Below are 22,813 nucleotides of genomic sequence, written 5' to 3'. Positions count from 1 at the left end.
TCACCAGCCCGGCGGTGGCTGGGACGGGGGCGGCGGCCCGAAGACGCCGGGCGGCGGATAGCCGTACCCCTGCCCATAGCCCTGGTGGGGCCGGTCGGGAGCGTCGGCGGAGCCCCGCCGGGCCAGCACGATGAGCACCACCACGGCGACGACCACCTCGAAGAACCAGGTCACCACCGTGAGCTGGTCCTCGGCCGGCAGATCGCCGAAGTGGTCGAGCATCTTGTAGTGCACGGCGCGGGACACTCCCGCCACCCCGCCGGTCAGCAGCAGCCCGACGGCTATCAGGCCGAACGGCCGCGCGTGCACGGCACGGAAGAGCGCGCTCACCGCCGCGAACAGACACAGCAGCGCGATGACTGCGTCGCCCCAGCCGGGCGGCGGGTCGATCAGCCCCTGGAAGAGCCGGTCCCCGCCCACGTACCAGTCCGGGAAGATGTCGGGGAATCGCACCACCTGACGGATATCCCAGGCGATCACGACCACGCCCGAGGCGCCCAGCAGCAGAAAGGCGGTCACACCCGCGCCCCGGCCGGGCCGGTTCGGTGTGCGTTCGGAGAAGTCACGCGGCGGTCTGCGTCCCGCCCCCGCGGTGATGACGAGCGCGATGCCCGCCGCGAGGGCCGCGAAGGCACAGATCAGGGCGCGGGTACGGAGGTCGTCGGCGAAGCGGGCGCTCATCGCGGACTCACCGATGTTCCAGAGTCCGGGCAGCCGCATGGCGAGCGTCACCACGCCGGTGGCGACCAGTGCGGTGGCGGCCACCGTGGACCGCAGAGCCGCGAAGGCTGCGACGAGATACACCACGAGCAGCGCCACGTCGTTGGCCGATGTGGCGGGCACCGCGGAGAGCCGCACGTCGTAGTGACCGGCCCAGTACCGCACCAGATCCGCGGGCTCCTCGACCGCCCTGAAGTCCCGTACGAGCCAGCCGGCGACGATCACCGCGAGCAGGGCGCAGAGAACGGCGCCGGTGATCCTTGCCCCCCGTGTGAGTATCACGCGAGCGATACTCCACCGTCGTCGCTCGCCGGACAAGGGAGTTGTCCGGGCAGTGCGCGAATGGGCAACCGGCCGGGGGGACTTGACGTCCCCCCGGCCGGTTCACGGCACCCGCACGGCCGTACGCCGACCATGGTGGCGCGTTCGTATATCGGACGTGAGACGGCCAAGTTGCCCGCGCGTTAACGTGTCCGCGGTCAGCCGGCCCGGCTGCTCCCGGAAGGCGGCAGCCCGTCCTCCTTGCCCAAGGCACCCTGCCCGCCCGGCTCGTCCGCCTTCTCCTCGTCCGCCTTCTCCTCGTCCGCCTTCTTTTCGGTCCGGGCTTCCTCCACCACCGTCTCCCCCGGCGTCTCCAGCAGCCCCTCCGGCGGCACCACCTGCTTCTCCTCCGCGAAGTGACAGGCCGAATCGTGCCCGGCCGGTGTGTCCGCCATCCGGAAGACCGCAGGAACCGCCAGCAGCGGCACTTCCAGTTCGCACCGCTCCTGCGCCTTCCAGCAGCGGGTGCGGAACGGGCAGCCGGAGGGCGGGTTGGCGGGCGAGGGGACATCGCCGTGCAGGATGATCCGTTCCCGGTGCTCGCGGGCCATCGGGTCCGGCACCGGGACGGCGGACAGCAGCGCCTGGGTGTACGGATGCGTGGGGTGGTCGTAGATCTGCTCTTCGGTGCCGATCTCGACGATCCGGCCCAGATACATCACGCCCACCCGGTCGGAGATGTGCCGGACGATCGACAGGTCGTGCGCGATGAAGACGTAACTCAGCCCGAACTCCGCCTGGAGCCGGTCCAGCAGGTTGACGACCTGCGCCTGTACGGAGACGTCGAGGGCGGAGACGGGTTCGTCGGCGACGATGATCTCGGGGTTCAGGGCCAGCCCGCGGGCGATGCCGATGCGCTGGCGCTGGCCGCCGGAGAACTGGTGCGGATAGCGGTTGATGTACTCCGGGTTGAGCCCGACGACGTCCAGCAGATCCTGGACCTTTCTGCGCCGGTCGCCCTTCGGGGCCACCTCGGAGTGGATCTCGTACGGCTCCCCGATGATGTCGCCGACGGTCATCCGGGGGTTGAGCGAGGTGTACGGGTCCTGGAACACCATCTGGATGTTGCGGCGCACGGCCTTCAGGGCGCGCCCCGACAGTTTGGTGATGTCCTCGCCCTTGTACCTGATCGCACCGGCCGTCGGCTGTTCCAGATGCACCAGCATCCTGGCCACGGTCGACTTGCCGCAGCCCGACTCCCCCACGATGCCGAGCGTCTCGCCCGCCGCCAGGTCGAAGGAGACCCCGTCGACCGCCTTGACGGCGCCGGTCTGCTTCTTGATCAGGATGCCCTGGGTCAGCGGGTAGTGCTTGACCAGATCGCGGACTTCCAGAATGGGTTCGCCGCCCACGCGGGTGCTCCCCGGTTCAGCGCGCATCGAGCGTCTCCTTCCAGAAGTAGCAGGCGCTCTCTCGGTGCTGGGCCACCTCGAAGAGAGGCGGCACCTCACCTCGGCAGATCTCCTGAGCCATCGGGCAGCGCGGGTTGAAGGCGCAGCCGGGCGGGATGTGCAGCAGGTTGGGCGGCAGGCCCTTGATCGCGTACAGCTCCTGGCCCTTCTGGTCCAGGCGCGGGATCGACTGGAGGAGGCCCTTGGTGTACGGGTGGGCGGGGGCCTTGTAGATCTCGTGGACGGGGGCCGACTCGACGATCCGGCCCGCGTACATCACGGCGATGTAGTCGGCGACGTCCGCGACCACGCCCAGGTCGTGGGTGATCAGGATGAGTCCCATGTTGAGCTCGCGCTGGAGCTCGGCGAGCAGGTCCATCACCTGGGCCTGGACGGTCACATCGAGAGCGGTGGTGGGTTCGTCCGCGATGATCAGCGAAGGTTCCAGCGCCATCGCCATGGCGATCATGATGCGCTGGCGCATGCCGCCGGAGAACTGGTGCGGGTAGTTCCCGACGCGTTCCTTGGCGGCCGGGATGCGGACCCGGTCCATCAGCTCGACGGCCTTGAGCCTGGCGTCCTTGTGAGACATCCCGCGGTGGACGACGAACATCTCGCCGAGCTGCTCGCCCACGCTGAGCACGGGATTAAGGGAGGAGAGCGCGTCCTGGAAGATCATGGCCATCTCCTGGCCGCGGATCTTCCGGCGCTCCTCCTTCTTCATCTTCAGCAGATCACGGTCCTTGAAGAGGATCTCGCCGCCGCTGATCTTTCCCGGGGGCATGTCGAGAATGCCCATGATCGCCTGTGCGGTGACCGACTTGCCGGAGCCGGACTCGCCGAGGACGGCGAGCGTCTCACCCTCGGCCACCGAGTAGTTGACCCCGTTGACGGCTTTGGCCACCCCGTCGCGGGTGTGGAACTCCACGTGCAGATCGCGCACTTCGAGCAACATGGCAACGGCTCCTCAGCGCAGCTTGGGGTCGAGGGCGTCGCGCACCGCGTCGCCGAGCATGATGAACGCGAGCACGGTGATCGCCAGCGCTCCGGCGGGCCAGAGCAGCATGTGCGGGGCGTTGCGGATGTAGTTGGCCGCGGCGGAGATGTCGATGCCCCAGGAGACGGCAGGCGGTTTCAGGCCGACGCCGAGGAACGAGAGAGTCGCCTCCAGGGAGATGTACGTACCCAGGGCGATGGTCGCGACGACGATCACGGGGGCGACCGCGTTGGGCGCGATGTGGCGCAGCATCATCCGGGAGTTGGAGGCGCCGAGCGCGCGGGCCGCCTGCACGTAGTCGTTCTGCTTGGCGGTGATGACCGAGCCGCGTGCGATACGGGCGATCTGCGGCCAGCCCAGCAGCACGATGAAGCCGATCACCGGCCAGACGGTGGAGCTCGGCACCACGGAGAGGAAGACCAGGCCGCCGAGGACCACCGGAATGCCGAAGAAGATGTCGGTGATCCGGGAGAGGAACGAATCCGACAAGCCGCCGTAGAAGCCGGCAAGGCCGCCGAGGAGGCTTCCGAGCAGGGTGACGCCCAGGGTGGAGCAGACGCCTACGGTCACCGAGTTCCTGGCCCCGTAGACGGTCCGGGTGTAGACGTCGCAGCCCTGTCCGTCGAAGCCGAAGGGGTGGCCGGGCTGTGAGCCCTCCTGGGCCTTGCCCAGGTTGCAGTTGAGGGGGTCCTGGTCGGCGATCAGTGACGGCCAGATCGAGATGATCACCAGGAAGAGGATGATCAGGGCGGAGATGATGAAGACCGGGTTGCGGCGCAGGTCCCGCCAGGCGTCGGACCACAGACTGCGCGGCTTCTCGGCCGGGCCGGTGCCTTCGGGGCCGCCCGGTGTCTTTTCGAGGGTCGCACCCTCCTCCAGGGCGAGGTCCATCACACCTCCCGCTCCGGCCGACGAGATCGCCTCGTCCGGTGTCTGCTCAGGCATAGCGGATCCTCGGGTCGAGTACGGCGTACAGCAGGTCGACGATCAGGTTCGCCGCCAGGAAGACGAGGACCAGAATGGTGACGAACCCGACGACCGTCTGGGAGTTCTGGCGCAGGATGCCCTGGTAGAGCTGATAGCCGACGCCGTGGATGTTGAAGATCCGCTCCGTGACGATCGCCCCGCCCATCAGGGCGCCCACGTCCGTACCGATGAAGGTGACGACGGGGATCAGGGAGTTGCGCAGCAGATGCCGGATGATCACGCGGCGCCTGGGCAGGCCCTTGGCGACGGCGGTACGGACATAGTCGGCGCGGGCGTTCTCGGCGATCGAGGTCCTGGTGAGCCGGGTGACGTACGCCAGGGAGACGGAGGCGACGACGAGCCCCGGGATGATGAGTTCGTCGAGCGGCGCCTCCGAGGAGACGGACGGATGGATGATCCCCCACTTCACGCCGAGGAGGAGCTGGAGAAGCAGACCGGTGACGAAGGTCGGGATGGAGATGACGACCAGGGTCAGGATCAGCACGGTGGTGTCGATGGGGCGGCCGCGGCGCAGACCGGTGACGACGCCGAGGCTGATGCCGATGACGATCTCGAACAAGAGCGCCACGATGGTGAGCCGGATGGTGATGGGGAAGGCGGTCGCCATCAGATCGGTGACCTTCTGCCCGTTGAACGCGGTGCCGAAGTCGCCGGTGAAGACGTTGCCCATGTAGGTCAGGTATTGCTGCCAGACGGGCTTGTCGAGGCCGAATTCCGAGCGGAGTTGGGCTGCGGTCGCCGGATCGCACTGGCGTTCGCCGCAGAGGCCCGCGATGGGGTCACCCATCACGTTCACCATGAGGAAGATCAACAGCGTGGTGCCGAAGAAGACCGGGATCATCTGCAGCAGCCGCCGGATCACATAACGTCCCATGAAGGGCTCCGGGGGTCGCGGGGGGGGGCAGAGGCGCGGGGCTGGGGAGTGACGCGTCGACGGGATGCGGAAGCCGGGCGGCCGGTGCCAGGAAGCGCACCGGCCACCCGGCCTCAACGGGTCACTTGACCGTGATCTGCTCGTACACCGGGACGCTGAACTGGTTCAGCGACACATTGGTGATCCGGTCCGAGTAACCGGCGCTGCCGTTCTGGTACCAGAGCGGGATCACGGGCATCTGCGCGACCAGGACCCTCTCCGCGTCCTGGAAGGTCGAGACGGCCTTGGCCTTGTCGGACTCGGCGTTGGCCTTGTCGACGAGGCCGTCGAACTGCTTGTTGCTCCACTTGCCGTCGTTGGACGAGGCATCGGTGTAGTACACCGGCTGCAGGAAGTTCTGGATGAGCGGGTAGTCCATCTGCCAGCCGGCCCGCCAGGCGCCGGTCAGCTTCTGCTGGGAGACCTGGCTGCGGAAGTCCGCGAAGGTGCCGACCGGGGCGCCGACACAGGCCTTGTTGTTGCCCATCACCTTGTTGATGCTGTTGCAGACGGCATCGACCCACTCCTTGTGGGAGCCGGTGTCCGCGTTGTACGAGATCTTGAGCTGGCCGCCGGGGATGCCGCCGCCCTCCTGGATCAGCTTCTTGGCGTTCGCCGCGTTGTATTCGCAGGGCGCGCCGCACAGCCCCTTCTTGAATCCGCCGTCCACACCGAGGACCGGGGAGGTCCAGTCGGAGGCGGGGGTGCGGGTCTTCTGGAAGATCTGACTGGTGATCTGATCGCGGTTGATCGCCATCGACAGGCCCTGGCGGACCTTGATGCCGCCGGGGGTGTCCCACTTCTTGTCGTAGAAGGGGAAGGCGAGCGTCTGGATGATGCCGGCCGGGGTGTTGATGTACCGGCCGCCGAGGTCCGCCTTGACGTTCTTCAGCTGCGAGGCGGGCACATCGTCGACGAGGTCGAGGTTGCCCGCCGTCAGATCGGTGTAGGCGGTGTTGTTGTCCGTATAGACCTTGAGGTCGATGCCGCCGTTCTGCGCCTTGTCGACCCCGGGGTACTTGTCCCACTTGCGCAGGTTCATCGACGAGCCCTTGGTGTACTTGTCGATGGCGTACGGGCCGTTGCCGATCGGCTTGGACACCCAGGCGGCGTGGTCGGTGAAGAAGGCCCTGGGCAGCGGGGCGAAGGCCGGGTAGCCGAGGGTGTCGGGCCAGAGGGAGAACTTCTGCATCAGCTTGACCGTGAAGGTCTTGTCGTCGACGAGCTTGAGGCCGGAGAGCGTATTCGCCCTGGAGCTGCCCGACTCGGGGTGGACCTTGCTGTATCCGTCGATGTAACCGAAGAAATAGGCGTTCTTCTGATTGTTCTTCAGCAGGGCCCCGTAGTTCCAGGCGTCCACGAACGACTTCGCGGTGATCTTCTCTCCGTTGCTGAAGGTCCAGCCGTCCTTCACGGTGATCGTGAAGTTCTGGTTGTCCTTGGTTTCGATCTTCTCGGCGAGCATGTTGGTGGCCGCGCCGGTCTTCGGGTCGTACCTCTTGAGTCCCCGGAAGATCATGTCGAGGACCTTGCCGCCCTGCACCTCATTGGTATTCGCGGGCTCCAGCGGGTTCTGCGGGTCACCCCAGGAGGAGCTCACGATTCCGTCGGCACCACCGCCACCACCGCTGCTGCCCCCTCCGCCACATGCCGTCGCCGCCAGGGCGACGGCCACCGCACATGCGGCCCACTTGGCCTGTGTGGCTCCGCGCATGGAGTGCCTCCTCGTTGTGCTCCGTCTCACTTAGGGTCAAATATCACCGCATAATGAATCTTGCGCATATTTACTCCACCCATTCGGGCGCAGCGGAGCCGCCTCGAGTGGCGCTGGAGGGTCGGGTTCGCACAGACCGGCCACGAGCCGCCGCGTTCGACTCCATGGCCGGCGACCTGACGGCCTCCCGGCTCACCGACACCCTCGCAGCGGCCGGGCCGAGGGCTCTGACCGCGATCGGCTCCTCGCGGATCGAAGCGCGGGCACATGCCTGGAGGTTGGCCGGCCTCCGGACGCCGCGGGCCTCCTGATCGTTCACCCGGACGGGGTGCTGAATACTGCCCACGTCGGCAAGCAGGATGCCGCTGCGACCCGGAAGAGGAGAGTCATGCCCGAAAGGGGGCGTGACCGGTCAGTCCGCGGCGATCAACAGGTCCCCGTCGTCGTCCCGCCAACCGATGCTTGTCGCCCCGTCGGCGACGTCGAGGACGTCGAGCTTCACGAAGTGGTCGGAATCGTCCGGCACCGTCATGGCCGGCAGCCGCAGGGTGTGCAGCAGACGTCCGGCGTCCGCGTCGAGGACGAGCAGGTCGGCGCGGATCCGGCGACCGACGTCCGCCCCGGTGAGGAACGGCTGGCGCACGACGTAGACCCGGCCGTCGGCGATCTTGCCGAAGCCGTACTCCCGGCCGGACGGTGCCTTGAGCCGCCAGGCGAGGTGACCGTCCGTCGTGTCGAAGGCATGCAGAACCGTGATGTGGTCCTCGGTCCCGCCGTCGGCGTCGGTGCCGACCAGCACGGTGCCGTCTCCCGCACCTGCCGGATTCCACGAGTCGGTGGCCAGTTCGCCGCGCGCAGTGGCCCCTTCGCGGTTCACGTCGAGCAGTTGGACGTACGTCCGGCCGTCCGGGCCCGGCGCCGGGGCGACCAGCGTGTGTGCGTCGCCCCTGACCACCTGCTCGGGATCCTGGGTGCGCCGCTGCCAGAGAAGCTCGCCGGTGCGGTTGTCGACGCCGAGCAGAAGGCTGTACTCGTCCTTGGTGACGCCCGACACGTTGCACATCACATGGACCGCGCTGACGTGATCCGGCAGGGCGTACACGGTGTGGACGAGGACCTCGGGGCAGTTCCCGGGCGTCTTCACCGTCCACAGGCTCCGGCCGTCGCGCTCGTCGAAGGCACGCACGGCGCCGGTTGCCTCGGTGACGGCCTGGCCGCCGGTGAGGCTCACGCCGCGAAAGCCGTCGTCGTGCGGGATCTTCTCGTGCCACAGCGGTTTGCCCGTCCGCAGGTCGATGCCGACGAGCTTCCCGTCGTCGAACCCCGCCACCACCGTGCGTGCCGACACTTCGAACGACCACATGGTGCCGCCCGAGTCCCGGCGCTCATAACGCCAGTACTCCTTGCCCGTCCGCAGGTTCACCGCCTTCACACCGGGGCCCGTCCACTCCAGGGACATCCCGTGCACCAAAGTCACGTCGACACCCGCCGAACGGCGTATGACGTGCTCGGGCGCGACCGGGGATCCGGCAGCGAACACGGCGGGGAAAGGACCCTGCGCGCCGGTGACCCGATCGCGCTCCGCGTACCAGTCGTACAGCCAAGCGAGCGTGAGACAGACGACGACGAGCGCCATGAACCACCGCAGCCGGCGGCTCGCCACGGCATCGGGTTCTCCCAGCAGATCCATCTGTCTGTCCGTACCAATCACAACAACCCCACAGGCCGAACCCCTGACCCCGGCGACCCGGCGGCTGACGGATATTGCACCAACCACCCGTCCCCCAGCAAGGAACTCACAGGATCACCCACCGTCGTCTCACCACAGGGAACGACGTTCCGTCCCGGAGATGGTGGTTGTCATTTGGGCAGCAGGTCGACTCGGGAGTGATGAGGTCAGAGGCACCCCTGCCGCGAACCGCGAGGGCGCCGGACGCCGAGCCGCATAAGGACTGCGGCGATAACGACCGCGCATCGAACTGGCATCGACCGCGCACCCCCTTGACTGGATGTACGAATTCCGAGACAACGGTGCCCGGATAACGAACTCATTGCCGGATTCATCCAGAAAAGGAGCAAACGCACCCTCGGGATAATCAAACGGAAGCAAAGACACCCCCCTTTGAAGGTCATGAACTGGTCAATTTCCCAAAGAGCGCCTCAAGGGGGGCGGACATTCATTGACCCTGCATGAATTGCGTTGAAAAAGTCCGGGTAGCCCGTAGGTGTGCCTGCGGAGTCCTTCGACCCTCCGGGCCAGGAGCACCATGACGATTCCAACCTCGAACGCAGCCATGCCCATTGAGGACACGGATGCGAAGACGCCGCAGGCGCCGGACCCTTCGGCGCTCAAGGGCGGCGACGGCCGTTCGCCGGGAAAGCTTGCCTGGCGGCGCTTCAGGCGCGACCGCACCGGCATGATTTCGGCCTATGTGGTCATTTTCTTCTTCCTGGTGGCCATCTGCGCGCCACTGATCTCCAAGGTGTACGGCAAGGATCCGTATACGACCTACGGCCAGGACCAAGAGGGCCTGCTCAACGACTTCGGCTTTCCGATCAAGCCCAATGGCGGGATCAGCGGCGACTTCTGGTTCGGCATCGAGCCGCAGCTCGGCCGTGACCTCTTCACCTTCCTCGTCTACGGCATCCGCAACTCGCTGTTCATCGCCGGCGTGACGACGCTCCTGGTGACCGTCCTCGGCATCGTGATCGGTGTGACCGCCGGTTACCTCGGCGGGAAGACGGACTATTTCATCGGCCGGATCATCGACATCCTGCTGGCGTTCCCCTCGACGCTGTTCTTCATCGCGTTCTGGCCGGTACTCATCTCGATCCTGGTCTCGCCGGAGGAATCCACCCCGATCTGGCTGACCGTCACCAGCCTCATCCTGGTGATGACGGCGTTCGGCTGGGCGTCCATCGCGCGACTGCTGCGCGGCGAGGTACTCGCCCTGCGTGAGCGGGAGTTCGTCGAGGCGGCCAAGGTGACCGGTGCCTCGCCCGCCCGGATCATCTTCAAGGAACTGCTGCCCAACCTGTGGACGCCGATCCTCATCCAGGCGACCCTCGCTCTTCCCATGTTCGTGACCGCCGAAGCCGGACTCGCCTTCCTGGGGGTCGGACTGACCGCGAAGACGCCCGACTGGGGCGTGATGCTTCAACGCGGTGCCGACGTCTATCAGGACGACATCACCTTCATGCTCTTCCCGGGCGTGTCGATGGTGGTCTTCGTTCTCGCATTCAATCTCCTCGGCGACTCGGTCCGCGACGCTCTCGACCCGAAGACCAAGCGCTGACAGTTCCGCCCCGGACCGGAGCGACGGGGCTCCGCCGGATCATTCGTCCCTCTTCATCGACCAGGGCAGGTTGCCATGTCTCTCTCCCGCAGAAACTTCGTCATCGCCACATCCGTCGCGGCGGGCGGCTCCCTCGTTCTCTCCGCGTGCAGCAGTGGTGACGCGGGCGGAGGCGGCAGCAAGGGCACGCCGCACGCAGGCGCCACCGAGTACACCGGTGCCTCCGTCAAGATCGGCACCAAGGAGGACTCGGTCGGCCCCGCTCCGGAGATTCCCGGCGCCAAGAAGGGCGGGACGATCTACGGCGTCTCCGAGGACGACTTCTCGCACCTCGACCCGCAGCGCATCTACTTCGCGTTCAACTCCACCGCGGCGCTCATGTTCGCGCGCGGCCTCACCGGCTACAAGATCGACCTGAAGGGTGCCCTGACCCTCGTCGGCGACCTCGCCACCGACGTCGGCACCGCGTCCGCCGACAACAAGACCTGGACCTTCACGCTGAAGGACGGGCTCAAGTGGGAGGACGGCAGCGAGCTGACCGTCGACGACGTCCGCCACGGCATCGAGCGCGCCTGGGCGCCGTTCATCACCGAGGGCGCCGCCTACGTCCAGCAGGCGCTCACCGGCAAGGGTGACTGGCGCAAGGGCTACGAGGGTCCGTACGGCGGCAAGCACCTGGACTCGATCGTCACCGACAAGGCGAAGAAGACGATCACCTTCAAGCTGGCGGAAGCCCGCCCGGACTTCAACTTCACGCTGGCCATGAGCTCCTACGCGGCCACCCCGGTGAAGCTGGACACCAAGGAGAAGTACGACAAGCAGCCCGTCTCCTGCGGTCCGTACATCGTCAAGCACCGCTCCATCGACAAGTCGATGACGCTGACGCGCAACAAGCACTGGGACCCGGCCACCGACTCGATCCGCAACGCCTACCCGGACAGCTTCGAATTCGAGTTCGGCCCCACCTCGCTGGAGTCCGCCGACCGCTTCATCGCGGACCAGGGCAAGGACCAGCAGATGGTCTCCATCTACAAGTCCGTGCCTGCTGAGCGCATGCAGAAGGTGCTCACCGACCCGGCGCTGAAGAAGCGCACGTTCAACGGCCTGCTCACCGGCACGTACTACTACGCCATCAACTGCAAGCGCATCACGGACGTCGAGGTGCGCAAGGCGCTCAACACCGCCTGGCCGCTTGAGCAGATCCGCAAGATCTACGGCGGGCCGTCGGCGGGCGACTACGCGAGCACCATCCTCAGCCCCGACATCCTGGGCCGCCAGGAGTTCGACCTCTACGGCAAGCTGAAGGCCCCCCAGGGAGACGCGGCAGCGGCCAAGGCGATCCTCAAGAAGGCCGGCAAGCTCGGCCAGAAGGTCGTCTACAGCTACCCGCAGAGCCCCACCTACGACAAGACGGCCGTCGTCATCGAGAACGCGCTGAAGAAGGCCGGCTTCACGCCGGTCATCAAGGCCGTCGACTCGACCTCGTACTACGACCAGATCCAGCAGGTCGACAACAGCTTCGACGTCATGTGGTTCGGCTGGTCGCCCGACTGGCCGACGGCGTACACGATGATCCAGCCGCTCTTCGACAGCGCCTCCGTCGGCAACGGCCAGAACAACGTCTCCCAGGTGAAGGTCGACTGGATCGACGCCGCCATCAAGGAGAACGTCGTCATCAGCGACCAGAAGAAGGCCGGTGAGGCCTGGACGGCGCTGGACAAGCGGATCATGGACGAGGTCGCCCCGATCATCCCCGAGACCTTCCAGCGTCGCTTCTACCTGTACGGCTCCAAGGTCGGCGGCGCCATGATGGACCCGCTGTTCTCCGCGACGCTGCTCTACAAGACGTACGTCAAGGCCTGACGAACGGCCCCCGCGGGGCGCGGGCGGCTCTCCACCGGAGAGCCGCCCGTGCCCCTCCTCCCCCTCGGCATCCGTCAGGAAAACCCACTGCCATGCTGCGCTTTCTTCTCCGCCGTGTCGTCGGCGCCGCGGTCATCCTGCTGATCATCAGCGCCCTAGTCTTCGTTCTCTTCTACACCGCCCCGCGCGACCCCGCCCGGGTAGCCTGCGGCAAGGTCTGCACCCCCGAGACACTCGCGCTGGTACGTCACAACCTGGGGATCGCCGACCCGATACCGGTGCAGTACTGGCATTGGCTGCAGGGAATCTTCGTCGGCCGCGAGTACCAGTCGTACGGACACTGCCCCGCCCCCTGCCTGGGGTACTCGTTCATCAACCGCGAGCCGGTCTTCGGCACCATCGTCGACCGCTTCCCGACCACCCTCTCGCTCTCCGTGGGCAGCGCGTTCGTCTTCGTCATCTTCGGCGTCGGCACCGGCATGCTCGCCGCCGTCAAGCAGGGCAAGCTGCTCGACAAGGTCGCGTCCTCCGCGTCGCTCGTCGCCTCCTCGCTGCAGATCTACATCGTCGGTGTGGTCGCCATGTACTTCCTCACCGACCAGCTGCACCTGCTGGACCGGCCGAGCTACACGCCGTTGACCGAGAATCCCGGTGCGTGGTTCTCCGGCCTCCTGCTGCCCTGGCTGGTCCTCTCCGTCATCTTCACGGCCAACTACACCCGTATGGCCCGGTCCCAGCTGGTGGAGTCACTGAGCGAGGACTACGTACGGACGGCGCGGGCCAAGGGCCTGTCCCGGCGGACCGTCTTCTTCCGGTTCGCCTGGCGCGGGGCCATGGGCCCGATCGTCACCATCTTCGGCCTCGACCTGGGCGTCCTCCTCGGCGGCGCGATCATCACCGAGAAGACCTTCAGCCTCCAGGGCATCGGGGCGCTCTCGGTCAAGGCCGTCTCCACCAACGACCTGCCGACACTGCTCGGCGTGATGATGGTGGCCGCCACCGCGATCGTGATCCTCAACATCGTCGTCGACGCCGTCTACGCCCTCATCGACCCACGCGTCCGCCTCGCCTAGGGAGAGATCCAGTGAGCACCCCCTTCCTCTCCGTACGCGATCTGCGCGTGCACTTCTCCACCGAAGACGGCATGGTCAAGGCCGTCGACGGGCTGTCCTTCGATGTGGAGAAGGGCAAGACCCTCGGCATCGTCGGTGAGTCCGGCTCCGGCAAGTCCGTCACCAACCTGACGATCCTCGGCCTGCACCACCCCGACCACACCGAGATCGAGGGCGAGATCCTGCTCGACGGCCAGGATCTGCTGGCCGCCTCGGAGCGGGAGCTGGAGCGGCTGCGCGGCAACAAGATGGCCATGATCTTCCAGGACTCCCTGGCCTCACTCTCGCCGTACCACACCATCGGCAAGCAGATCGGCGAGACGTTCCGCAAGCACACCGGTGCCTCCAAGCGGGACGCCCGGGCCCGGGCTGTCGAGATGCTCACCAAAGTGGGCATTCCCCAGCCCGATCTGCGGGTGGACGACTACCCACACCAGTTCTCCGGTGGTATGCGCCAGCGCGCGATGATCGCCATGGCGCTGGTCTGCAACCCGGCGTTGCTGATCGCGGACGAACCGACAACCGCACTGGACGTCACCGTGCAGGCCCAGATCATGGACTTGCTCAAGGACCTCCAGCAGGAGACCGGCACCTCGATCATCTTCATCACCCACGACCTCGGTGTCATCGCCGACATCGCGGACGACGTGCTGGTGATGTACGGCGGGCGCTGTGTCGAGCGCGGCACCAAGAAGGAGGTGCTGCGGACACCCCAGCACCCGTACACCTGGGGCCTGCTGGGGTCCATGCCGAGCCTCGAAGGGCCGGTCGACGTACCGCTGTCGCCGATCCCCGGCTCGCCGCCGAGCCTCCTCAACCCGCCGACCGGCTGCCGCTTCCACCCACGGTGCACGTTCACCGAGCAGGTCGGCGGCAAGCGCTGTGCGACCGATCAGCCGCCGCTGGAGCTGGTGGCCGGGCGCGGGGCCGCCTGTCACCTCACCGCGGAGCAGCGCACCGAGTTCTTCGCCGACTTCGCCGGCACCCGGCCCAACTGACGTACAAGAGACGGGACTTCCCTACGATGAGCAGCACAGATCCCCTCCTGGACGTCTCCGGACTCACCAAGCACTTCCCGATCAAGGGCGGCTTTCCGATTCGGCGGACGGTCGGCGCGGTCCAGGCCGTCGACGGGCTGGACTTCACCGTCGGCGAGGGCGAGAGCCTGGGCCTGGTCGGCGAGTCCGGCTGCGGCAAGTCGACCACGGGCCGGCTGATCACCCGGCTCCTGGAGCCGACGGCCGGCACGATCTCCTACCGCGGGCAGGACATCACCCACGCCTCGCGCAAGCAGCTGGCCCCGGTCCGCTCCGAGATCCAGATGATCTTTCAGGACCCGTACGCCTCGCTGAATCCGCGCCAGACCGTCGGCAAGATCATCACCGCGCCGATGGAGATCAACGACATCAACCCGGCGGGCGGCCGCGAGGCGCGTGTACGGGAGCTGCTGGAAATCGTCGGACTCAACCCGGAGCACTACAACCGCTTCCCGCACGAGTTCTCCGGCGGCCAGCGCCAGCGCATCGGCGTGGCCCGCGCGCTCGCCCTGGAACCGAAGCTGATCGTGGCCGACGAGCCGGTCTCGGCGCTGGACGTGTCGATCCAGGCCCAGGTGGTGAACCTGCTGCAGAAGCTGCAGAAGGAACTCGGTATCGCGTTCCTGTTCATCGCCCACGACCTGGCCGTCGTACGCCACTTCTCGCAGCGCGTGGCGGTGATGTATCTCGGCAAGATCGTGGAGATCGCCGATCGCGATGACCTGTACGGCAACCCGCGTCACCCGTACACCAAGGCGCTGCTCTCCGCCGTGCCCGAGGCAACCGCCGACGACACACCGGCCCGTGAGCGCATCCGCCTCGTCGGCGATGTGCCGTCCCCGGTCAACCCGCCGTCGGGCTGCCGCTTCCGTACCCGTTGCTGGAAAGCGACGGACAAGTGTGCGAGCGAGGCACCGCCGCTGGTGCGGGTCGAAGGCAACCGGGAAGGCCATCTGACGGCCTGCCACTACCCCGAGGACTCCCAGTCCGTCTCGTCCGTTCCGAAGGCCCGTGACGCCTCGTCCGGACCGAAGCTCAACAAGAACAAGACTGCCGAAGACCCCAAGGCCGGGGCCTGACACCCCTGCCCCGGCCCCGGGGCGCCTCACGGACACGGACCCGATCGGTCCTCGGACGCGAGGCTCCCCGGTCCCGAGGAACCGAGCACGTGAGCCCCTTGACCCGAGCCACCTGCACGCCCGGTTCCGGGAAAAGGAAGAAGCGCCCGGAACCGATCGGTTCCGGGCGCTTCCGCGTCGTTCGGGCCGTACTACGAAGCCGCGCCGACGACGTCCTTCTCCTCGGCGAAGTGGCACGCCGATTCGTGCGCAGCCGGGGAGTCCACGGACTTGAAGTGCTCGGGGATCGCCAGCAGCGGCGTCTCCGTGGCGCACTTGTCCTGGGCCTTCCAGCACCGCGTACGGAAGCGGCAGCCCGACGGCGGGTTCGCCGGCGACGGGACGTCACCGGTGAGGATGATCCGCTCGCCGCGCTCGCGGGCCTCCGGGTCCGGGACCGGGACCGCCGACAGCAGCGCCTGGGTGTAGGGGTGCGTCGGGTGGTCGTAGATCTGCGCGTCCGTACCGATCTCGGCCATCTTGCCGAGGTACATCACGCCGACCCGGTCGGAGATGTGCCGGACGATGGACAGGTCGTGCGCGATGAAGAGATAGGAGAGGTTGAACTCGTCCTGGAGCTTCTCCATCAGGTTGATGACCTGCGCCTGCACCGACACGTCGAGCGCGGAGACCGGCTCGTCGCAGATGATGATCTCCGGGTTGAGCGCGAGGCCTCGGGCGATGCCGATGCGCTGGCGCTGGCCGCCGGAGAACTGGTGCGGATAGCGGTTGATGTACTCCGGGTTGAGACCGACGACGTCCAGCAGCTCCTGGACCTTGCGGCGCCGGTCCCCCTTCGGGGCCACCTCCGGATGGATGTCGAAGGGCTCGCCGATGATGTCGCCGACCGTCATACGCGGGTTCAGCGAGGTGTACGGGTCCTGGAACACCATCTGGATGTTCCGGCGCACCGCCTTCAGCGCGCGCCCGGACAGCCTGGTGATGTCCTGGCCCTTGTAGAAGACCTCGCCGGACGTGGCCGTCTCCAGCGCCATCAGCAGCCGCGCGACCGTGGACTTCCCACAGCCGGACTCGCCGACGATGCCGAGCGTCTCGCCCTGGTAGAGGTCGAAGGAGACCCCGTCCACGGCCTTGACGGCGCCGATCTGACGCTTGAAGAGGATGCCCTGGCTCAGCGGGAAGTGCTTGACCAGATTGCGCACCTGGAGGATCGGCTCACCGCGTTCCACCGGGGCCTCGATCGCCGCGACCGCCGCCGTCTCGTCGACGGCGTCGACGGTCACGACGTCGGTGACGTTAGGGGTGCTGTCCAACGATCCGTCCGTCTTGTCGAGCTCAGCCATGGATCGTCTCCTTCCAGAAGTGGCAGGCGCTGCCGCGGCCGGGCAGCTCGCTGCCGTCCTGCTCGGAGACCGGCACCAGAGCCGGAATCTCCGTGCGGCAGATGTCCTCCGCCCTGGGGCACCTCGGGTTGAAGGCGCAGCCGGACGGAATCTTGAGCAGGTTGGGCGGCAGACCCTTGATCGCGTAGAGCTCGTGGCCCTTCTGGTCAAGGCGCGGGATCGAGTCGAGCAGACCGCGGGTGTACGGGTGCGCGGGCCGCTTGTAGAGCTCGTGCACCGGCGCGGTCTCGACGATCCGGCCCGCGTACATGACCGCGATCTTGTCCGCGACGTCGGCGACGACGCCGAGGTCGTGGGTGATCAGGATCAGGCCCATGTTGAACTCGGTCTGCAGCTCCTTGAGCAGGTCCATGACCTGGGCCTGGACCGTCACGTCGAGCGCGGTGGTCGGCTCGTCCGCGATGATCAGGTCCGGTTCCAGGGCCATCGCCATGGCGATCATGATGCGCTGGCGCATACCGCCGGAGAACTGGTGCGGGTAGTCGTTGACCCGCTGCTTGGCCGCGGGGATCTTGACCCGCTCCATCAGCTCGATGGCCTTGGCCTTCGCCTGCTTCTTGGAGAGTCCCTGGTGGACACGGAACATCTCGCCGAGCTGGTAGCCGACCGAGAGCACGGGGTTGAGCGAGGAGAGCGCGTCCTGGAAGATCATCGCGATCTTCTGGCCGCGGATCTTCCGCCGCTCCTCGTAGCTCATGGTGAGCATGTCCTGTCCGCGGTACAGGATCTGGCCCTGCGGGATCTTGCCGGGCGGCATGTCGAGAATGCCCATGATCGCCTGAGCGGTCACGGACTTGCCGGAACCGGACTCGCCGAGCACGGCCAGGGTCTCGCCCGAGTCGACCCTGTAGTTCACACCGTTGACGGCCTTGGCGACTCCGTCACGGGTGTGGAACTCCACGTGCAGGTCGCGCACTTCGAGGAGCGGGCTGTCGTCCGACCCCCCGGCACGGGGCGCCGGGATGTCTGCTGTCTTGTCCATGATGGTCACGTCGTACGCCCTCCTCAGCGCAGCTTCGGGTCGAGTGCGTCGCGCACCGCGTCGCCGAGCATGATGAACGCGAAGACCGTGAGGCTGAGCATTCCTGCCGGGAACAGCAGAGCATGCGGGTTGTCCCGGATGGCCTTGCTGCCCTCGGCGATGTCGATGCCCCACGAGATCGTCGGGTCCGCGAGCCCGAGACCGAGGAACGAGAGCGTCGCCTCGGCCGAGATGTATCCGCCCAGCGCGATGGTGGCCACGACGATCGTCGGGGCGAGCGCGTTCGGCAGGACGTGCCGGAAGAGGATCCGCGAGGTGCCGGCGCCGAGCGCGCGGGCCGCCGTCACGTAGTCGGCCTGCTTCGCTGTGATCACGGAGGACCGCATCACACGGCAGATCGAGGTCCAGCCCAGGAAGGCGAGGGCCAGGATCACCACGTACACCTTGCGCTCGGTGAAGGCGTTCAGGACGACCATGGCGCCGAGCAGGAAGGGAATACCGAAGAAGATGTCGGTGATCCGGGATATGACGGAGTCGAGCCAGCCGCCGAAGTATCCGGCGAGCATGCCGAGCAGGCCACCGACCAGGGTGACCGCCGCGGTGACGCCGACGCCGACCAGGATCGAGGCGCGGGTGCCGTAGATGACACGCGCGTAGATGGAGCGCCCCTGACCGTCGTAGCCGAACCAGTCGGGCTGGAAGAGATGCCCCAGCTCCGGCTTGGTCAGGAAGTGGTTGGTCAGATCGCCGTCGCGCGGATCGACGCTGGTGAACATCCCCGGGAACGCGGCGATGACCAGCAGGAGCAGCAGCAGGATCGAGGAGATCCAGAACATCGGGCGGTGACGCAGGTCGAACCAGGCGTCGCCCCAGAGGCTGCGCGGCTTGCCCTGCTCCTTGTGGCCGTCTGCGGCCGGCGGAGCCACGGCGTCGACCGCCGCTTCGGTCTGGGTCTTGGTCACGTCAGGCATACCGGATCCTCGGGTCCAGGACCGCGTACAGCAGGTCGACGATCAGGTTGATCACAAGGATGACGAGGACGAAGACCGTGACAACGCCCACGATCGTCGAACCCTCACGCTGCTGCAGCGCCTTGAAGAGCAGGTTTCCGACACCCTGGACATTGAAGATGCCCTCGGTCACGACCGCGCCGCCGATGAAGCCGCCGACGTCCGTACCGAGGAAGGTGACGACCGGGATCAGCGAGTTGCGCAGCAGGTGGACACCGACGATTCGGCGACGCGGCAGGCCCTTGGCCATCGCCGTGCGCATGTAGTCGGCGCGCAGGTTCTCCGCGAAGGTCGTACGCGTCAGCCGTGCCACGTACGCCATGGAGAGCATGGCGAGCACGAAGCCCGGCAGGAACAACTGCGAATAGTTCGTGGAGTCCTGGACGTTCGGAGCCACCCAGCCGAGCTGGTCCGCGAGGACGAAGCGGGCGAGGTAGCCGAGCACGAACACCGGGATCGAGATGACGACCAGGGTGAAGATCAGTACGCCGGTGTCGGCGGCCTTGCCGGCCCGCAGACCCGCCCAGGCACCGAGCCCGATGCCGACGACGATCTCGATGAGCATCGCCACGCCGGTCAGCCGGAGCGTCACCGGGAACGACTCGGACATCTCGTCGATGACCTCGCGGCCACCGAAGGTCTTCCCGAAGTCGCCCTGGAAGAGGTTGCCCATGTAGTCGATGTACTGCTTCCACAGGGGCTGGTCGAGCCCGAACTCATGGCGCAGCGAAGCGACCTGTGCGGGGTCCGCCGCTTTGTCTCCCCACATCGCCCGGATGGGGTCACCGGGAAGGATGTGGACCATGAGGAAAATAATCAGAGTGGTCCCGATGAATACCGGGATCATCTGGAGCAGTCGCCTTGCGACGTAACGCCCCATCATGCCTCCATGCCGTGAGGGGTCGGCGATGGCCTTCTCAGAGTTGTCTCCGCCGCGGGGGTGTGGGGGAGAGCCCCGGGGCCTACGCCTACGGGCCGGTTCCGCCGCCCCCTGAAGGGAGCGACGGAACCGGCCTTCGGATCCCGATGCTTACTTCTTGGCCTTCACCTGGACGTCGGTGAAGATGGGGTCGCCGTCCTGGCCGTAGACGATCTTGCCGAACACGTTCTTGGACTGACCCGAGTTGTTCTTGTAGAACCACAGCGGGATGGACGGCATGTCGTTCTTCAGGAGCTGCTCGGCGTCCTGGTAGAGCTTGACGGTCTCGTCGAGCGTCTTGGCCTTGTCGGCCTTCGCGGCGAGAGCGTCGAACTCCTTGTTGGAGTAGCCCGAGGTGTTACCCGCGGCGGTGGTGCCGTACAGGTCGCGCATGAAGTTCGAGTTGACCGGGTAGTCGAGCACCCAGCCACCGCGGTACATGGACTTGACCTGCTTGTTGTCACGGGCGTTCAGGTCGGCCTGGAAGTCCGGCTTGGAGTCGCCGGTGCACTCGACACCGGTGGACTTGCGGATGCTGTTGCAGACCGCGTCGACCCAGGGCTTGTGGTCCTGGTCGGCGTTGAACTGGATCGAGATCTTGTTGCCCGGGACGCCGCCACCCTCCTGGATGAGGGCCTTGGCCTTGGCCGGGTCGAACTTCGTGATGTCACCGAGGGCGCCGGGCTTGTAGCCGAGCACACCGCGGGCGACGTACGAGTCGGCCGGGGTACGGGTGCCGTGCAGCACGGTCTTGGTGATCGTGTCACGGTCGATGGCCATCGACAGACCCTGGATGACCTTGGGGTCGATGTCCTTGAACTGGTCCGTGTAGAACGCGGGGACGATCGACTGGACCGCGGAGTACTCGGCGTCGATGGCCCGGTCGCCCAGGTCCTGCTTGTAGCTGGTCAGCGAGGTCGTCGGGATCTGCTCGATCCAGTCGAGGTTGTCCGACCGCAGGTCCGAGTAGGCGGCGTCGGCGGTGGTGTAGTTCTTGAAGTCGATGCCACCGTTCTTGGCCTTGTTCGGGCCCTGGTAACCGTCGAACTTCCGGACCTTGATCAGCTTCTTGTGGTCCCACGAGACGAACTTGTAGGGGCCGTTGCCGATCGGCTTCTGGCCGGCGGCCGCCGGGTCCTTGAAGAAGGACTCGGGCAGCGGCGCCCAGACGTCGTAACCCAGCTTGTACGCGAAGTACGAGACCGAGCTGGTCAGGGTGATGGTGAAGGTGTTCTCGTCGACGATCTTCAGGCCGGACATCTTGTCCGCCTTCGGAGCACCCTTCTCGGGGTGGACGTCGGCGTAACCCTTGATGTCCTGGAACCAGCTGGAGTTGGTCTGGTTGTTCTTGACGTTGGCCGACCAGTTCCAGGAGTCCACGAAGGACTTGGAGGTGACCGTGGTGCCGTCGTGGAACTTCCAGCCCGGCTTGAGCTTGACGGTCCACACGGACGAGTCCGCGTTGGGCGTCACGGACTCGGCGTTGATGTACTCGAGCTTGCCGGTGCCGGGCTCGTAGTCGACGAGGCCGGAGAAGACGGTGCGCAGGACACGGCTGCCCTGGCTCTCCTTGGCGTTCGCCGGCTGCAGCGGGTTCTGCGGTTCGCCGAGCTGGGCGGTCAGGATCCCGTTCGGGTCCGCCTTGCCCGAGTTCATGTCCTTGCCGCTGTCGCTGTCGCCGCCGCCACAGGCGGTCGCAGCCAGGGCGATGATTGCCGCTCCCGCGACCCACTTGGCGCTCTTGGCACCACGCATGGGTTTCCTCCTCATGAGTCCACTTTTGACTACAAGAAGGGCACTGGAGTTGATACACCGACACCCCTGACGGTGATCGTTTCAGTGCCCCTAGTGTGCTCGTGAGTCGGCACTCCCCACAGTGCGTGACCCATTGACCCGAGCTCAATGGAGCCAACTATTAAGTACGACCGGACCGTAAACCACACTTAAAGGGTCTCGGTTTGACAACATCGACAGGGCATGGTTGACCGAAATCCGGACAAAGCGAGCCCAGACAGACACGCCCGAAACGGACCGTTAACACATGTTCCGGAGAGCAACGCCCGATAACCGGACGCACGGCTCGTGAAAACGGGTTGCACGCCCGCGGGCTCAGCACCCCGGCAACGCGTCGCGGCCAGGGTGCGAAAAGCGCCCCGCCGACCCGCGCAAGCGGATCGGCGGGGCATGTCCACAGAATACTGGGCGGCCGGATCAGCAGTACTTCTTCTTCACGACCGCGGCCAATGACGACTTGGGCGGCTTCGTACCGCAGCGCACTCCGCCCTCGGTGGGCGTCGTCCAGCTCTGTGCCTTGCCGTACCGGCCGGTCTTGATCCACTTCGTGCCACGGTCGCAGCGGTACTGCGTGTAGTAGCCCCTGGCCTTCTTGGTCCCGGAATAATAGATGTAAGTGTCATACTTCGTCATGGTGTAGGTGACGGACTCGGACTTCTTGTTCGTCACCTTCCCCTCGGCCTTGAGCTCCAGGCCGATGGAGCCCTCGAGGCTGGCGAGGACGACCTTCCCGCCGATCTTCCCCCCGGCCGTCGCCGTCACCGACGCCTTGACTTCGGCGACCTTGCTGACCGTGAACGTCTTCTTCGCAGTCTCGGTCGTGAAGTGCTCGACCCGCCTCTTGTGCGTCACGACCCAGGGCTTGCTCTTCGTGGACCACACCAGCTTGGTCCGCCCCGGGCTGCACATCGGGTCGCCGCCCGACGAAGCCGCCACCGCCGGCGTCGTCAGTACGGCCGACATCGCCGCTCCCGCAAGCACAATCGCCACAGTCTTCCGCATCAGAATTCTTTGCTTGAGCGAATATCAAGAGTTCGCTTTGCGATCCCAGCCTCACCGGTCGGTGCGACAGTGGCGACCCTGTCGCCCAACAAGGCCCTAATGCCAGCCATTTGAGGAACTGTTGAGGTTGAGGTGACGGCTCATGAACACAGAGCAATCGAGGCATTTGCTTCCGCTAGAGTTTCCGGTCGCACACATCTTGTGTTCCGTGCAGTGTGTCGGGAGTGCGGGGGAAAACAGCCGAGAGGCCCGGCTCCCCGCAGACTTGCGGGG

Annotated in this window: 18 protein-coding genes; 5 read left to right on the top strand and 13 right to left on the bottom strand. The window is 66.4% G+C overall.

The features are described from left to right. From ACFVYE_RS41635 to ACFVYE_RS41605, 7 genes are all read right to left on the bottom strand, one after another. Positions 1-1,002, bottom strand: a complete 1,002-nt coding sequence (locus tag ACFVYE_RS41635; protein ID WP_389608683.1) for a hypothetical protein — start codon at positions 1,000-1,002, stop codon at positions 1-3. A gap of 197 nt (positions 1,003-1,199) precedes the next feature. Then, positions 1,200-2,420 (bottom strand): ABC transporter ATP-binding protein, encoded by a 1,221-nt coding sequence (locus tag ACFVYE_RS41630; RefSeq protein ID WP_389608682.1) that lies wholly within the window; start codon positions 2,418-2,420, stop codon positions 1,200-1,202. After that, positions 2,410-3,387 (bottom strand): ABC transporter ATP-binding protein, encoded by a 978-nt coding sequence (locus tag ACFVYE_RS41625; RefSeq protein WP_383973239.1) that lies wholly within the window; start codon positions 3,385-3,387, stop codon positions 2,410-2,412. The genes ACFVYE_RS41630 and ACFVYE_RS41625 overlap by 11 nt, the downstream gene beginning before the upstream one ends. Before the next feature lie 12 nt (positions 3,388-3,399). Beyond that, positions 3,400-4,374, bottom strand: coding sequence for an ABC transporter permease (locus ACFVYE_RS41620; RefSeq protein WP_383973237.1), 975 nt, complete (start codon positions 4,372-4,374; stop codon positions 3,400-3,402). After that, the gene (locus tag ACFVYE_RS41615) at positions 4,367-5,290 is read right to left on the bottom strand and encodes an ABC transporter permease (RefSeq protein ID WP_383973235.1); all 924 of its coding nucleotides are present in this window, start codon (positions 5,288-5,290) and stop codon (positions 4,367-4,369) included. Before ACFVYE_RS41615 ends, ACFVYE_RS41620 begins: the two co-directional genes overlap by 8 nt. Before the next feature lie 121 nt (positions 5,291-5,411). Continuing rightward, positions 5,412-7,043 carry an ABC transporter substrate-binding protein gene (locus ACFVYE_RS41610; RefSeq protein WP_383973233.1) on the bottom strand — a complete coding sequence of 544 codons (1,632 nt, stop codon included), beginning with the start codon at positions 7,041-7,043 and terminating at the stop codon, positions 5,412-5,414. Positions 7,044-7,455: 412 nt separating this feature from the next. Continuing rightward, positions 7,456-8,733: a PQQ-binding-like beta-propeller repeat protein gene (locus ACFVYE_RS41605; RefSeq protein WP_389608681.1), complete on the bottom strand. Its 1,278-nt coding sequence runs from the start codon at positions 8,731-8,733 to the stop codon at positions 7,456-7,458. Between the two features lie 577 nt (positions 8,734-9,310). Here ACFVYE_RS41605 and ACFVYE_RS41600 point away from each other — a divergent pair. The 5 genes from ACFVYE_RS41600 to ACFVYE_RS41580 all read left to right on the top strand — a co-directional run bounded on the left by ACFVYE_RS41600 (position 9,311) and on the right by ACFVYE_RS41580 (position 15,430). After that, the gene (locus ACFVYE_RS41600) at positions 9,311-10,339 is read left to right on the top strand and encodes an ABC transporter permease (RefSeq protein WP_383973230.1); all 1,029 of its coding nucleotides are present in this window, start codon (positions 9,311-9,313) and stop codon (positions 10,337-10,339) included. A 75-nt stretch (positions 10,340-10,414) separates the two neighbouring features. Then, positions 10,415-12,202, top strand: a complete 1,788-nt coding sequence (locus ACFVYE_RS41595; protein ID WP_383973228.1) for an ABC transporter substrate-binding protein — start codon at positions 10,415-10,417, stop codon at positions 12,200-12,202. Between the two features lie 92 nt (positions 12,203-12,294). Then, positions 12,295-13,275 (top strand): ABC transporter permease, encoded by a 981-nt coding sequence (locus tag ACFVYE_RS41590; protein WP_383973226.1) that lies wholly within the window; start codon positions 12,295-12,297, stop codon positions 13,273-13,275. Between the two features lie 71 nt (positions 13,276-13,346). Further along, a complete protein-coding gene (locus tag ACFVYE_RS41585) occupies positions 13,347-14,312 on the top strand; it encodes an ABC transporter ATP-binding protein (RefSeq protein WP_383973245.1) in 966 nt (321 codons plus the stop codon). Positions 14,313-14,338: 26 nt separating this feature from the next. Next, positions 14,339-15,430: an ABC transporter ATP-binding protein gene (locus tag ACFVYE_RS41580; RefSeq protein ID WP_383973224.1), complete on the top strand. Its 1,092-nt coding sequence runs from the start codon at positions 14,339-14,341 to the stop codon at positions 15,428-15,430. A gap of 191 nt (positions 15,431-15,621) precedes the next feature. Here the strand turns inward: ACFVYE_RS41580 and ACFVYE_RS41575 are convergent, their stop codons facing one another. From ACFVYE_RS41575 to ACFVYE_RS41550, 6 genes are all read right to left on the bottom strand, one after another. Continuing rightward, positions 15,622-16,773: an ABC transporter ATP-binding protein gene (locus ACFVYE_RS41575; protein WP_383973222.1), complete on the bottom strand. Its 1,152-nt coding sequence runs from the start codon at positions 16,771-16,773 to the stop codon at positions 15,622-15,624. Beyond that, positions 16,766-17,824, bottom strand: coding sequence for an ABC transporter ATP-binding protein (locus ACFVYE_RS41570; RefSeq protein ID WP_383973220.1), 1,059 nt, complete (start codon positions 17,822-17,824; stop codon positions 16,766-16,768). The genes ACFVYE_RS41575 and ACFVYE_RS41570 overlap by 8 nt, the downstream gene beginning before the upstream one ends. Positions 17,825-17,838: 14 nt before the next feature. Beyond that, positions 17,839-18,786, bottom strand: coding sequence for an ABC transporter permease (locus ACFVYE_RS41565; RefSeq protein ID WP_383973218.1), 948 nt, complete (start codon positions 18,784-18,786; stop codon positions 17,839-17,841). Then, a complete protein-coding gene (locus tag ACFVYE_RS41560; RefSeq protein ID WP_383973243.1) occupies positions 18,779-19,705 on the bottom strand; it encodes an ABC transporter permease in 927 nt (308 codons plus the stop codon). Before ACFVYE_RS41560 ends, ACFVYE_RS41565 begins: the two co-directional genes overlap by 8 nt. Positions 19,706-19,855: 150 nt before the next feature. Then, positions 19,856-21,499, bottom strand: a complete 1,644-nt coding sequence (locus tag ACFVYE_RS41555) for an ABC transporter substrate-binding protein (protein ID WP_383973217.1) — start codon at positions 21,497-21,499, stop codon at positions 19,856-19,858. Positions 21,500-21,955: 456 nt separating this feature from the next. Beyond that, positions 21,956-22,540 (bottom strand): hypothetical protein, encoded by a 585-nt coding sequence (locus ACFVYE_RS41550; protein WP_383973215.1) that lies wholly within the window; start codon positions 22,538-22,540, stop codon positions 21,956-21,958. Between the last annotated feature and the right edge of the window lie 273 nt (positions 22,541-22,813).

It is taken from the genome of Streptomyces sp. NPDC058239 (genome assembly GCF_042882185.1).
GTDB lineage: Bacteria > Actinomycetota > Actinomycetes > Streptomycetales > Streptomycetaceae > Streptomyces.
The sequence above is the reverse complement of the archived record's forward strand: the minus strand, read 5'-3'. Positions and strand labels throughout refer to the sequence as shown.

Coding starts and splice junctions, on each gene's coding strand:
- ACFVYE_RS41625 (WP_383973239.1), bottom strand. CDS start 3,387: ATGTTGCTCGAAGTGCGCGATCTGCACGTGGAGTTCCACACCCGCGAC.
- ACFVYE_RS41630 (WP_389608682.1), bottom strand. CDS start 2,420: ATGCGCGCTGAACCGGGGAGCACCCGCGTGGGCGGCGAACCCATTCTG.
- ACFVYE_RS41560 (WP_383973243.1), bottom strand. CDS start 19,705: ATGGGGCGTTACGTCGCAAGGCGACTGCTCCAGATGATCCCGGTATTC.
- ACFVYE_RS41550 (WP_383973215.1), bottom strand. CDS start 22,540: ATGCGGAAGACTGTGGCGATTGTGCTTGCGGGAGCGGCGATGTCGGCC.
- ACFVYE_RS41600 (WP_383973230.1), top strand. CDS start 9,311: ATGACGATTCCAACCTCGAACGCAGCCATGCCCATTGAGGACACGGAT.
- ACFVYE_RS41580 (WP_383973224.1), top strand. CDS start 14,339: ATGAGCAGCACAGATCCCCTCCTGGACGTCTCCGGACTCACCAAGCAC.
- ACFVYE_RS41610 (WP_383973233.1), bottom strand. CDS start 7,043: ATGCGCGGAGCCACACAGGCCAAGTGGGCCGCATGTGCGGTGGCCGTC.
- ACFVYE_RS41555 (WP_383973217.1), bottom strand. CDS start 21,499: ATGCGTGGTGCCAAGAGCGCCAAGTGGGTCGCGGGAGCGGCAATCATC.
- ACFVYE_RS41575 (WP_383973222.1), bottom strand. CDS start 16,773: ATGGCTGAGCTCGACAAGACGGACGGATCGTTGGACAGCACCCCTAAC.
- ACFVYE_RS41590 (WP_383973226.1), top strand. CDS start 12,295: ATGCTGCGCTTTCTTCTCCGCCGTGTCGTCGGCGCCGCGGTCATCCTG.
- ACFVYE_RS41595 (WP_383973228.1), top strand. CDS start 10,415: ATGTCTCTCTCCCGCAGAAACTTCGTCATCGCCACATCCGTCGCGGCG.
- ACFVYE_RS41565 (WP_383973218.1), bottom strand. CDS start 18,786: ATGCCTGACGTGACCAAGACCCAGACCGAAGCGGCGGTCGACGCCGTG.
- ACFVYE_RS41605 (WP_389608681.1), bottom strand. CDS start 8,733: ATGGATCTGCTGGGAGAACCCGATGCCGTGGCGAGCCGCCGGCTGCGG.
- ACFVYE_RS41585 (WP_383973245.1), top strand. CDS start 13,347: ATGGTCAAGGCCGTCGACGGGCTGTCCTTCGATGTGGAGAAGGGCAAG.
- ACFVYE_RS41620 (WP_383973237.1), bottom strand. CDS start 4,374: ATGCCTGAGCAGACACCGGACGAGGCGATCTCGTCGGCCGGAGCGGGA.
- ACFVYE_RS41615 (WP_383973235.1), bottom strand. CDS start 5,290: ATGGGACGTTATGTGATCCGGCGGCTGCTGCAGATGATCCCGGTCTTC.